At 33.9% G+C, this 12,818-nt stretch carries 16 protein-coding genes; all 16 read left to right on the forward strand.

What is annotated here, in order from left to right; translation table 11 throughout:
* The first annotated feature begins 115 nt into the window (after positions 1 to 115).
* The 16 genes from TRESU_RS03795 (at position 116) to TRESU_RS14120 (ending at position 12,816) form a co-directional block, all read left to right on the forward strand.
* Positions 116 to 736 (forward strand): eCIS core domain-containing protein, encoded by a 621-nt coding sequence (locus TRESU_RS03795; RefSeq protein WP_013700982.1) that lies wholly within the window; start codon positions 116 to 118, stop codon positions 734 to 736.
* A 4-nt stretch (positions 737 to 740) separates the two neighbouring features.
* Complete coding sequence (locus tag TRESU_RS03800) at positions 741 to 938, forward strand: hypothetical protein (protein WP_013700983.1); 198 nt, start codon at positions 741 to 743, stop codon at positions 936 to 938.
* On the forward strand, positions 938 to 2,362 hold the full coding sequence (locus TRESU_RS15355; RefSeq protein WP_013700984.1) for a DNA/RNA non-specific endonuclease: 1,425 nt from the start codon (positions 938 to 940) through the stop codon (positions 2,360 to 2,362). The genes TRESU_RS03800 and TRESU_RS15355 overlap by 1 nt, the downstream gene beginning before the upstream one ends.
* Positions 2,363 to 2,381: 19 nt before the next feature.
* The gene (locus tag TRESU_RS03810; protein ID WP_013700985.1) at positions 2,382 to 2,831 is read left to right on the forward strand and encodes a hypothetical protein; all 450 of its coding nucleotides are present in this window, start codon (positions 2,382 to 2,384) and stop codon (positions 2,829 to 2,831) included.
* A 45-nt stretch (positions 2,832 to 2,876) separates the two neighbouring features.
* Positions 2,877 to 3,776, forward strand: coding sequence for an AHH domain-containing protein (locus TRESU_RS03815; RefSeq protein WP_013700986.1), 900 nt, complete (start codon positions 2,877 to 2,879; stop codon positions 3,774 to 3,776).
* Positions 3,777 to 3,789: 13 nt separating this feature from the next.
* Positions 3,790 to 4,344, forward strand: coding sequence for an imm11 family protein (locus TRESU_RS03820; RefSeq protein ID WP_013700987.1), 555 nt, complete (start codon positions 3,790 to 3,792; stop codon positions 4,342 to 4,344).
* A gap of 275 nt (positions 4,345 to 4,619) precedes the next feature.
* Positions 4,620 to 5,141 (forward strand): eCIS core domain-containing protein, encoded by a 522-nt coding sequence (locus TRESU_RS03825; RefSeq protein ID WP_245535724.1) that lies wholly within the window; start codon positions 4,620 to 4,622, stop codon positions 5,139 to 5,141.
* Positions 5,142 to 5,148: 7 nt separating this feature from the next.
* Positions 5,149 to 5,346: a hypothetical protein gene (locus TRESU_RS03830; RefSeq protein ID WP_013700962.1), complete on the forward strand. Its 198-nt coding sequence runs from the start codon at positions 5,149 to 5,151 to the stop codon at positions 5,344 to 5,346.
* Positions 5,346 to 7,214 (forward strand): hypothetical protein, encoded by a 1,869-nt coding sequence (locus TRESU_RS03835; RefSeq protein ID WP_013700988.1) that lies wholly within the window; start codon positions 5,346 to 5,348, stop codon positions 7,212 to 7,214. The genes TRESU_RS03830 and TRESU_RS03835 overlap by 1 nt, the downstream gene beginning before the upstream one ends.
* A gap of 5 nt (positions 7,215 to 7,219) precedes the next feature.
* The gene (locus tag TRESU_RS03840; protein WP_013700989.1) at positions 7,220 to 8,101 is read left to right on the forward strand and encodes a formylglycine-generating enzyme family protein; all 882 of its coding nucleotides are present in this window, start codon (positions 7,220 to 7,222) and stop codon (positions 8,099 to 8,101) included.
* Positions 8,102 to 8,214: 113 nt separating this feature from the next.
* Positions 8,215 to 8,718, forward strand: a complete 504-nt coding sequence (locus tag TRESU_RS03845) for a hypothetical protein (RefSeq protein WP_013700990.1) — start codon at positions 8,215 to 8,217, stop codon at positions 8,716 to 8,718.
* A gap of 88 nt (positions 8,719 to 8,806) precedes the next feature.
* Entirely contained in the window at positions 8,807 to 9,160 is a 354-nt protein-coding gene (locus TRESU_RS03850) for a hypothetical protein (protein ID WP_148228249.1), read from the forward strand.
* Between the two features lie 12 nt (positions 9,161 to 9,172).
* On the forward strand, positions 9,173 to 10,321 hold the full coding sequence (locus tag TRESU_RS03855; protein ID WP_013700991.1) for a WG repeat-containing protein: 1,149 nt from the start codon (positions 9,173 to 9,175) through the stop codon (positions 10,319 to 10,321).
* A 3-nt stretch (positions 10,322 to 10,324) separates the two neighbouring features.
* Positions 10,325 to 11,179, forward strand: coding sequence for a WG repeat-containing protein (locus TRESU_RS03860; protein WP_013700992.1), 855 nt, complete (start codon positions 10,325 to 10,327; stop codon positions 11,177 to 11,179).
* 159 nt (positions 11,180 to 11,338) lie between these two features.
* Positions 11,339 to 11,536 carry a hypothetical protein gene (locus TRESU_RS03865; protein WP_013700993.1) on the forward strand — a complete coding sequence of 66 codons (198 nt, stop codon included), beginning with the start codon at positions 11,339 to 11,341 and terminating at the stop codon, positions 11,534 to 11,536.
* A complete protein-coding gene (locus tag TRESU_RS14120) occupies positions 11,536 to 12,816 on the forward strand; it encodes a hypothetical protein (protein ID WP_013700994.1) in 1,281 nt (426 codons plus the stop codon). The genes TRESU_RS03865 and TRESU_RS14120 overlap by 1 nt, the downstream gene beginning before the upstream one ends.
* The last annotated feature ends 2 nt before the right edge of the window (positions 12,817 to 12,818 follow it).

Below are 12,818 nucleotides of genomic sequence, written 5' to 3' on the forward strand. Positions count from 1 at the left end.
TACATATTGTCTAACTCATTGTTATGCTCACACGCCACTGGCGTGGGGGGCATATAAAATTTGATTTCAAAATAAAAGAAAGTTATAATTATGATATCAATATATCGGTTAGCAAATGGAATGTAATAGCTCTACTAAAAAAATCTTTTCTTTCGTTACCAAAGCTGGAGAACGCAGGAAAACAAGAAAGTCTTCAACTCCCTCACAAATAATCCCACTTGACGAGCAGACAAAGAACGACTTTGAGTTACGACACGATACAAAGCTCAAGGATACTATGATTTACCTTGACCCGGATTACAAATTCATATTAAGTCCTGCACTTCTGGGCTTTGCCGTCGAAAACAGAATCCACATAAGAAAAAGCAAGTATAATCCGGGCTCGACTGAAACCGACCAAATCGTTGAGCATGAGCTCACCCATGTCCAGCAGTATTCAGAAGGACGCATAAATGAATCCGTTGATGAGCTTGAAATGGAGGCAAATTTCAACGAGACGCTTCACCTTCACAACGGCGAGGAAGTCCGGTATGTTGAGTATGCTCCCGGGAAATACTGGGAAACCACAGAAAAAGAGTACAAAATATTCCTGAATAAGGTTGCCACAGAATTTGAACACAATGTAGAAAGCAATTTGCGAAGCATGGCCAATGCGGAACAGCTGCGATATTTGCTTTCCCTGCAGGAATGGGCACAAGACATGTTCGATGAACCTTTCAGTTTAAGGAGATGGTAGCAGAATGACAGAAGAAGAGCGGATGCTGATTGTCAACGAGCATTACGAGCAGGACAAAGCCCGACTCACGAAAGACGAGATGAAATTCGGCAACATGAACTACTACCTCAAAAAGGAAGAGTATATAAGGAAACACCTCTGGAAAACCGAGAAGGAGTTCAATACCGACATAATAAGAGCCATGAAGGAAAGGATAAGGTAATGGCAGCGGAATCGCTCACAAGAAGCAGTGCTATAAATCTCATAAACGGCTCCATAGACAGCTTTATGTTTTCCCATGCCTGTTACTGCACCAGCAACATGGAGAGTCTGTCGGAAGATGATTTAGAACTTTATGATCAGATGCACGAGGTCATTTCCATACTTAATGATGATGAAGATTACAGGCATGACCTTGAAACAATGCCACTTGAAGACCTGAAAGAATTCCTTTTAATGTGCAGGAAAATGGCAGACAACAACAATCTGTCATTGAAATCGGAATTCCCACAGGGGAATTTTGAAATCGTTGAGGATGAAAAGACAGAAACAGAATTGAATCCTGACAAAATCGAGAATGAGAAATCTTTCTGGAACACATTATGGGGAGCACTGCAGGGCGAATACAACGATAACCCGACAGGAACGGAAATCCTCATCGATATGGGGCTGAACTTCATTCCTGGAGTCGGTCAGGTCTGCGATGCCCGTGATATAACAGCCTGCCTCAAAAAACTTGTCATAGACAGACGCGTGAACGAAGTTATGATTTGGGTAACGCTGCTTTTAACGGCAATTGGCTGCGTTCCTTATGCAGGAGATGTGATAAAGGCGGGCTGCAAGGCAATCATAAAAGGGGCGGACGATGCAGTCCTGAAAGTCCTGCGGAAGCTCGATGCGGACGATGTGCAGAAGGCGTTCAAGATACTAAAGACTAAGTTCACGACAAGCATAGACGATGCGACCGTAATGGTAAACAAATGGATTGAGAAAGCTGGTAACTCAAAGTACGGGAGCAAGGTAAACGAGGTTCTTGCAGGAGCCAACGAGAATTTGAAGAAGGCCTCTGATTTCGTCAGTAATAAGATTGACGAGTTTGAAGAAAAAGTTTTTGGGAAGGGCAAGAAATCACGACTAAAGAAAAATAATTCTGAAACACCAAAAATTGAGAACTTAGGTTCAAAGGAATTTACTACAGAACCATTCGAAAAAGATGGAAAATTAAAACCTAACATAAAATACTCAGTCGGTGAGCATAAATATTTATACGAAACGGATGAATTTGGTAGGATTTGTAATTGTTCTGCTGATGAATTGCATTTGAAAAAACATCTTGAAAGATTAAAACATAATCCTAACACACCAGGTAAGCTAGGCGGAGACCATGCTGGTCATCTTATTGCTGATGTATTTGGAGGATCTCCAGAACTTGACAATATTGTTTCACAGGCAAAAGATGTAAATTTAAAACAGTATCGTGAGATTGAAAGGGAGTGGGAAAAAGCATTAAAAAAAGTACCGCCTGATGAAATTACTGATTTAAAGATAGAAATCTTATATGATGGTAATGGAGCAAGACCTACTGCATTCAAGATAGAATATTGTATTAATGGCGATTTAGTTGATGTGCCACCAATATATAATTAATCAAAGGAGAAAATAGAAAATGTTTGAAGATGAATTTACAGAGATACAGACTGATATGGTTGATATTTGTAATGAATATTCATGCGGAGTTGCAGATAAAGTATTTGTATACGCTGCGAATGAAGGATTAATTTTAACACAACATTTTTATAGTCTAAACAATTGTTTATATAAATGTAGCAAATTAAATAATGCAGGATTACAAACAGAATTCGATGTTTCAATTGATTGTCAAAGACAAGTCTTAAAAGTTTTAAATGACAATGTAAAAAAAATACAAACTCTTTGTGAAAAATATAATCAACCTATACCAAAACTTATGAAACTTGTGTATGAACCAAAAACAAAAAAATTCAATGCAGACTACAAATATGATAATCAAACAACAGATGATGTTTCTGTATTCGATAATTATAATTCATGGTTTGAAGAAGAAAAAATAAAACTCGAATCCTCAAGCCAAGAATAAAAACTCCTGCTCACTGCTATTGGCTGCGTTCCGTATGCTGGCGATGTGGTAAAAGCTGGCTGCAAGGCAATCATAAAGGGAGCTGATGACATCGTTCTGAAAATCCTGCGAAAACTCGATGCGGAGGATGTGCAGAAAGCGTTCAAGATACTCAGAAGCAAGTTCACGTCAAGCATTGACGATGCATCTGCAATGGTGAACAAATGGATTGAGAAAGCCGGCAACTCAAAATATGGAAGCAAAATAAACGAGGTTCTTACAGGAGCGAATGAGAACCTAAGGAAAGCCTCTGATTTCGTCAATAACAAGATTGATGAGTTTGGGGAGAAGATATTTGGAAATGGAAAAAAGAATATTAATATAGATACTTATGAAAAAAAAGAAATCAAATCTGTCGAAATATCAGCTCTGAAGAGCAGTGATTCGTTTTCTGATATTTCTAAACAATTAAAAAAGATGGTTCCAGATAAATATGTAGAACGGGCATCAAAAGCAATTAATGTCATGCCTGAGAAAGAACAAAAGGAAGTTTTAGACTTTATTGAAAAACTATATAATGATTTTGGTCCAAAGAAAACAATGCAGGATCATCATTGGATAGAGAAATCAAGAATTGGAAAAAAGAAATATCAATTTTTGAAAAATCCTCCGATGAAGATAAATTTATATGATGATAAGAAAAACCTGTCGTTAATTGTCGGGCATAATGGAAGTCATAAGAATACATATAACCTTTTGTTGGATACAAACTTAGATCGTATTACTAAGTCTTTAGAACAAGAATCTTTAAAAAGAAAACTTTCTATTAAAGAACTTTTTCAAGAAGAAAAAACGATAAAATGGATAAATGAAAATGTGGGAAAAGTTATTACAGATATGCAGAATACTGTGAAAAAAGACCATACAATAATGAATAATGTAGAAAAAATGTTTATATTAGATTAACTAGGAGTTTTTTATGAAATATTATTCTTTTGCCCCGTGTGGAATAGAAACTACAAAATTTTGTGAACCAGAAGTTTTTGGTGAATGGGAAGATGAGTTTTTGAAAGGCAATTATTGGAAAGACAGAAGTTTGAAACTTCCAATAACCATGAGCGTTGCAAATAAATACAATCCTGGTGATTATCCATTAGCAGATTCACATCTTGTATCACAAAAACTTTTAAACATAATAAAACAGCTAAATAAAGATTTGGAAGTGCTTCCAACACAACTTTTTTATAAGGCTAAAGAACCGATTTGGGACACATATTACACAATTTTATTTCCCGAATATGATGCCTTTAATTTTAAAAAATCCGAATATGACACTGGTATAGATGGCGAAGGAGTTTGCTTAATTGATAAACTATTTCTTTCAAAAGAAAAACTTTTTCTCGTTGATAAAACAAATAATATCTTTGTTTTAAAAGAAACGAAACTTGATGTAATTTGCACGGAAATAGCAAAGAACATGATAGAATCCGCAGGCATAAAAGATGTGCGTTTTACGGAACTTCCTATAGAGTAAGTCCACTTGGTATATAGTATAGCATAACATGCACTTCAAAGCGGACGGCAAGTCAAGCTTGCCGCCGTTTAAGTGCGTTGTTATGCTCACACGCCACGTGGCGTGGGGGGGGCGATATAAAATTTGATTTACAAAAATAAAAGAAAGTTATAATTATGATATCAATATATCGGTTAGCAAATGGAATGTAATAGCTCTACTAAAAAATCTTTTCTTTCGTTACCAAAGCTGGAGAACGCAGGAAAACAAGAAAGTCTTCAACTCCCTCACAAATAATCCCACTTGACGAGCAGACAAAGAACGACTTTGAGTTACGACACGATACAAAGCTCAAGGATACTATGATTTACCTTGACCCGGATTACAAATTCATATTAAGTCCTGCACTTCTGGGCTTTGCCGTCGAAAACAGAATCCACATAAGAAAAAGCAAGTATAATCCGGGCTCGACTGAAACCGACCAAATCGTTGAGCATGAGCTCACCCATGTTCAGCAGTATTCAGAAGGACGCATAAATGAATCCGTTGATGAGCTTGAAATGGAGGCAAATTTCAACGAGACGCTTCACCTTCACAACGGCGAGGAAGTCCGGTATGTTGAGTATGCTCCCGGGAAATACTGGGAAACCACAGAAAAAGAGTACAAAATATTCCTGAATAAGGTTGCCACAGAATTTGAACACAATGTAGAAAGCAATTTGCGAAGCATGGCCAATGCGGAACAGCTGCGATATTTGCTTTCCCTGCAGGAATGGGCACAAGACATGTTCGATGAACCTTTCAGTTTAAGGAGATGATAGCAGAATGACAGAAGAAGAGCGGATGCTGATTATCAACGAGCATTACGAGCAGGACAAAGCCCGACTCACGAAAGACGAGATGAAATTCGGCAACATGAACTACTACCTCAAAAAGGAAGAGTATATAAGGAAACACCTCTGGAAAACCGAGAAGGAGTTCAATACCGACATAATAAGAGCCATGAAGGAAAGGATAAGGTAATGGCAGCGGAATCGCTCACAAGAAGCAGAGCTATAAATCTCATAAACGGCTCCATAGACAGCTTTATGTTTTCCCATGCCTGTTACTGCACCAGCAACATGGAGAGTCTGTCGGAAGATGATTTAGAACTTTATGATCAGATGCACGAGGTCATTTCCATACTTAATGATGATGAAGATTACAGGCATGACCTTGAAACAATGCCACTTGAAGACCTGAAAGAATTCCTTTTAATGTGCAGGAAAATGGCAGACAACAACAATCTGTCATTGAAATCGGAATTCCCACAGGGGAATTTTGAAATCGTTGAGGATGAAAAAAAAGATACGACCATAGTAGAAAAATCAATCAAAAAACTTGAACAGCACGGTGACGCTCAGATTCAAAAAGCCGTTTCTGAATATCGCAAAGGCAAAAGAAAAATAAGTTTTGATAATATGTCTCAGAATCAGCTGGGACAGACAAATCAGATAAATGATTTTTATTGCCATGCCATAAGCGAAAAACTTATTCAGGACACTCCGGAAAATGAAATTCGGCTTGCGATTACCCTAGCCCATGAGTTCAAGAGAAATGCCGTCACGGACACCCTTGAAGGCGAAACTCGCGACATAGTTCTAAGCGACACTAAAATCATAGAGTCGTTTGCAGGCACTTACGGGGAGGAAATCTACAAAAAATTCCCGGAGTACGGAATCCTGCATTACATCAAGAAAATTTTCGGCGAAGAGGAACTTAAGGACTTCGCAGACTACGCCTTCGACTCCACTGGCAGTTACTGGAAAGTAAACGAAACCTGTGATTTGGTTGATGATGGGAATATTTCAAAAGTATTTGATACATCTGGAAACGAAGTTTACTCTGGTTCAACTGGAAGACAAGGTACTTTGGAGGCTTGGCTTGAAATTGACAATGCTTTTGTTACATTAATGAAACCTGCAGGCTATGAATATGACACAGAAAATAATAAGTGGAGCAAAAATCCGGGAAAAATTGACCATATCATAATTGAAAAGGCTCATAATGAGGGACAGCTTACTGACGACCAGTATAATCTGATTCAACTGGCCGCAGGAAAAAAGGTGCCAGATGATGATAAGCCTGAAAAAATAAGTTTGTTTGAGCAATTATTGACTGATTACCAGAATGTAAATAGAACAAAAACTCAAGTTCAAGTTGATATGGCAAACAGAGCATGGGAATGGCTACAGATACAATGGAAAAAAAGGTTTGGTAAAAACTCCAATATAGAGAATAAAACAGATAAATATAACCAATTAAATGAAAGATATGAAAAAGTCAAAAATGTAAAATATTCTAACGATGTTGTAAAGACACCCGAAACAAATCTGGGGACTGCATGTTTAAAACAAAGGCCATTAGAAGAGAAATATGGCTATCCATATACAGCGCCTTCTTTTGGAAGTTTATGCTTGGCTACATCAATAATAAATTTATATATTCTAGATGAAGGTCTTACAGAAGAAAATGTTGAAAATTTTATGAATGATGCTAAAGGAAAATTTATAGCGTCAGATGGTAACGTAATAAGTTTTGAAAAAATGTCTAGAAAACTTTCAGAATTATCTGGCGATGAAAAGTATTTTGATTATGTTTATTATAATCCTGAAACAAAAACTTATTCAGCTAATAAAAAGGCAATGTCAAAAGAGGATTTCATTAGGTCAGATTATGACTACGGAATAGGTGCATATATTCATTTAGATGAAGATACTGATTCTCCAAGGTTTAAATTAGAAATAAAACATTATGAATTAATAAAACGAGTTCCATTTATAGAATATAATCCTGGCATAAGTGATTATAAACTATATGAAATATATCCAGTAAAAAAATATAGGAAGTAAATTATATGAAAAAATTATTAATAATTCTTTTAAATTTATTTATTTTAAATCTTATTTTTGCAAATTCTCCTAAAAATAATGAAGTCTATGTCAAAGGCTCAAATATCAACATGCAGGAATATATAAAATTTTGTGATAAAACAAAAAAGATAAAAAATCTCTATATCCAAAAGTATGAAGTTACCCGAAAGGAGTTCGAAGAATATCTAGATTATTTCCAATATAGCATATTGAAACAATATTCAAAAACAGGAGGACTATTTACATACGATAATTTAATGCCTTATCCAGACTGCGCAGCAGTATTAATAACTTTTTATGATGCATGTAAATATTGCAATTGGAGAAGTGAGCAGGAAGGTTATGAGCCAGCGTATGATATTCAAGGAGAATTGCCGTTTGAATTAAATTATTTTCAATGGAAACAGGAAAATGGAGAATGGATTTATTATGTACCCAAAATGCCTGAAATAAAATTAAATGAAAAAGCAAATGGTTATCGTCTACCGACTATAAATGAATATTTTTATCTTCTTTTAGGTGGACAGGAAGGTATAGATAATAAATGGGGAGAGAAAATAAATATAGCAGAATACGAATCATTTACAACTGGTTCAACTGAAATAGTTGGTAGTTTAAAACCAAATGGTTTATCTATTTATGATTTATTTTCTAATGCTCCAGAATGGATTTGGGGAGAGCTTAAAGAATATTGTAGAGATGATCCTGTTAATTCTGTAAAGAATGCTGTTGGGTATTCTCCTAGAAATTGCAATTATGATAATTTTAATTTAATAAGTTATTTTTCAACAAAAAAAAATTTATCTCCGACAAGTCCTTTAGAACGTGGTTTTATTGGTATGCGAATGGTAAGAAATGCTGAGTAAAAATTTCAAAAATCCCAAGGGTTTATCAGGTGAAATAGCTTAGAGAGGTAATCTGATGGTAAGTCTTACAAAAAAGTCTAAAATAAAATATTTCAAATACACAGGGGGAAGGAATGAAGAAAAATAAGATGTGGGCAGTAATTCTGATTCTGCTTTTGGTTGGTTTTATTTTCGGTTGCGAAAAAGATTATACAAAAGAAGTGTATGATTTTATCACCGAATATATACACATGGTCTCTTATGAACACGCAATTCATAAAACTCATATAACAGAAAATATGAAGGGGTATTTTTATGATTATGAAGATAAAGAAAATGCAGAGTATCCAGAATTTATGTTACCGGGTGGTTTTAGAGATAATATTTTAGTCGTAAAAGATTTTGTTATACAGAAAATTGAAAAATTACCTTATACTGGTACAAAGGGATATTTTGGTAATGGACTTGATGGATATTCTGTTGAAGTTCAATTTACAATTTATGATGAATCAAAAGAAAAAGGTGAATATGTAAAAAATTTAGGATATTGGGTCGCATTAGCTAATAATAAATTTTATATTTATGCGGATGACACTTTAAATGATATTTATATATTAGAAAAAGATTTAGAAAACTAAAGACATTCAATATTTCAGATATAGAGGCTAGAAACAATGAAAAAAAATTTAATATTATTATTAAATCTATTTATTTTAAATCTTATTTTTGCAAATTCTCCGCGACTGGCCAGGAATAGATTACAAAGTTTCATGGAATGATAATGGAAAAAGAAAAGACTCTTTTATGGAATACTATCGTTCGAAGTTAAAAAAAATCCCTGAACAAGGTTGGAATATAATGTTAATGGATGGACATACAAGATCTGGAAATATTTTATCTCCACACATGGTTGTAATATATGTGAGAAATGATGGATTAATAGACTTTTCACATTATACTTCTGATAATGTTGTTGAACCAAGAATTGGGTGGACTTTAAAAGAAATGACAGATACGGGAAAAGGAATGCACGATCGTCTTGGATATAGTAATTTCAAATACTTACCATTGGGAAAATAGAGGTAAAACTAAATGAAAGTAATGAAAATTTTATTTATTATTTTAGCCGTTTTATTGAACTTATGTTCATGTAACAATAAAAACTATTTAAATGCATCTGATATAAACAACTTAAATGTTACAAGATTCAGTATGACTGATGAAAAAACAGGAAAAAGATATTCGGGTATTTTTAATGAGAATAAAGAAGTTCTTTTTTGTGGTGAAGGTATTATATATCCGTTCAAAGGTGGATTTAGTTATATTCATAAAAATGCAAGTTCAAATATTGCAATAAACATTCATGGAAAAAAGTTTACAACGTTTGAATTAAGCGAAGTTCACGATAGTTTTTATGGATATGGGTTATATTCAACCTATGACAGTAAAAATGATATTTCTTATCTAATAGATAAAAATGGAAATAAAATTAAAGAGAAGAACATTCTAGATATAAGTGAAAATATTGAAATTATCAAAAAAAACAAAAAATTAACATATTATGATATTTCTAAAAATTCTTACTTAGAAAATTATCAACTTTATGATATTTGCTTCAATTTTTACAATGGAGTTGCAAAAATTGGTATGCAAAAACCAAATGAGCCTATATATAAAATTACATATTTGTATGGATTAATTGATAGAAATGGAAATTCTTTATTACCATGTGAATTTGCCTATATGGATTATACTTATCCTAAATATGTTATTGTTTCAAAAACTTGCGAAGATCCAATTTGGGAAAGAAAAGCAGAAGTCGGAATGGTTGATTACAATAATAATTGGATAATTGAGCCAAAATATAGTTATGTATTACCTGTAACAGATAATATTGTTGCTTTATGGATTATCCAGGAAAATTCTGAATATTGGCTCTTGTATAATATAACAACTAAAGAATATAAAAAAATAAATTCAAATTTTACATTAATTGATAATATCAATTTATTTACTAAAAACAATACAGAGGATATTCTTTTATTTTATGATTTTAATACAGAAAAATACGGATTTATAAATTCCAACGGTGATATTATCTTAAAATCAATTTGCCAAAAAATTGAATCAAATCCAGATAATGGCTACTATCAGGTTTTAATCGATAATAAATGGATGTTATTCAATAAAAAAGAAGGTCTCATTAATCCAAAAGATTTTCTTAACTTTACCAAGCTCTAATATATGAAAAAAATATTTCTCTTATGTTTATCATTATTATTTATTTCATGTTCAAAGAACAATGCAACAGAATCATTAAACAATTATTCGCCTGTTAGATTTGTATATAATCAAAAATATGGATTATTTAATCCTGCCACAAAAGAAGTGATTGTATATCCTCGGTATACATATATTGAAAACTTTTCAAATGGATACGGTCTAGGTGTTTTGGGCGAAGAAGGTGGAACTTGTGAAGTTATAGATACTTTTGGTAATATACTTTTTTCTTATAAAACAGAACCTCTCAGTTACACACATTGTTATAACGGATTTTTTATGGTTGTTAATTACGATGTAGGAAATAATGTTATCTATGATCAAAACAAAGAGTATCATGGTTTATATAATTACAAAGGTGAACTCGTCTTCAAAACAAATTTTATATATTCAATGAATAATGAGTGTATTGTAACCCACAAAAAATCTAACTATATTTTCTTATTTTTTGATAATAACGGAATAAAACGAAAAAAAATACAACTACCAGACACATTTTCCTATAAATCTATTTCAAATGAAATTGTCAAGTATGAAGTTATGTATGACCCATTCTCAAATGGATTTGCAAGATTTTATATTTGGAATAATGATAAAAAGCTTTTTGGTATGATAAAAAACGATAAAACAGTTGTAATACCACCTGTATATAAAAGTCTAGGAAAGGCATTTGTAGAAGGTGTCTTAATTGCAGAAACTGAAAACTCATTGTATGGTTTACTTAATAAAGAAGGTGATTGGGTCATACAACCAAAATACAAGCAGTTATTTAATTATTCTGGAAAAGTATTAGCTGCAAAAATTAAAAATTGGAATTAATAGACTTAAAAGAAAATATAATAAAATCTTTCCCTGATAATTTTACTGTTATATCAGATTTCGTTGAAAATATTGCTATTTTTTCTATGACTATAGATGGTTCAACAAAATACGGACTTATGAATACTCAACCTTTCAGTTTAAGGAGATGGTAGCAGAATGAAAGAAGAAGAGCGGATGCTGATTGTCAACGAGCATTACGAGCAGGACAAAGCCCGACTCACGAAAGACGAGATGAAATTCGGCAACATGAACTACTACCTCAAAAAGGAAGAGTATATAAGGAAACACCTCTGGAAAACCGAGAAGGAGTTCAATACCGACATAATAAGAGCCATGAAGGAAAGGATAAGGTAATGGCAGCGGAATCGCTCACAAGAAGCAGTGCTATAAATCTCATAAACGGCTCCATAGACAGCTTTATGTTTTCCCATGCCTGTTACTGCACCAGCAACATGGAGAGTCTGTCGGAAGATGATTTAGAACTTTATGATCAGATGCACGAGGTCATTTCCATACTTAATGATGATGAAGATTACAGGCATGACCTTGAAACAATGCCACTTGAAGACCTGAAAGAATTCCTTTTAATGTGCAGGAAAATGGCAGACAACAACAATCTGTCATTGAAATCGGAATTCCCACAGGGGAATTTTGAAATTGTTGAGGATGAAAAGACAGAAACAGAATTGAATCCTGACAAAATCGAGAATGAGAAATCTTTCTGGAACACATTATGGGGAGCACTGCAGGGCGAATACAACGAGAACCCGACAGGAACGGAAATCCTCATCGATATGGGGCTGAACTTCATTCCTTTTGTCGGACAGGCCTGTGATGTACGCGATATAACGGCATGTCTCAAAAAACTTGTCATAGAAAAACGAGTAAATGAGATAATGATTTGGGTTACTCTCCTGCTCACTGCTATTGGCTGCGTTCCGTATGCTGGCGATGTGGTAAAAGCTGGCTGCAAGGCAATCATAAAGGGAGCTGATGACATCGTTCTGAAAATCCTGCGAAAACTCGATGCGGAGGATGTGCAGAAAGCGTTCAAGATACTCAGAAGCAAGTTCACGTCAAGCATTGACGATGCATCTGCAATGGTGAACAAATGGATTGAGAAAGCCGGCAACTCAAAATATGGAAGCAAAATAAACGAAGTTCTTACAGGAGCGAATGAGAACCTAAGGAAAGCCTCTGATTTCGTCAATAACAAGATTGATGAGTTTGGAGAGAAAATCCTGAAAAAGAAAAAAAATCCTAGACCGTCATGGAGAAATTCTGAAATTGCAGCCGAAAACGAATTTAAGGATTATAAGCCTCAAAAATCATTCAAAAATGGGGAAGAAGTTCCTTACGGGACAAAAGGTAGCGTCCGCCCTGACTTATATAAGAATACTTCAAGTATTGATGTAAAGAATTATAATTTATCATCAAAACGAGGACAAACTAATTTAATAAATAATATAGTAAGTCAATATAAAAAAAGAATTGATAATTTACCAACAGGGACAAAACAAACAGTTCTTATTGATGTTAGAGGGCAAAATATCGATGATGACATCTTAGAAAAAATATACAATGATATTTATACTAAGACTGATGGAAATATGAAAATTTTATTTAGGAGATAAAA

Source organism: Treponema succinifaciens DSM 2489 (genome assembly GCF_000195275.1).
Classification (GTDB): Bacteria; Spirochaetota; Spirochaetia; order Treponematales; family Treponemataceae; genus Treponema_D; species Treponema_D succinifaciens.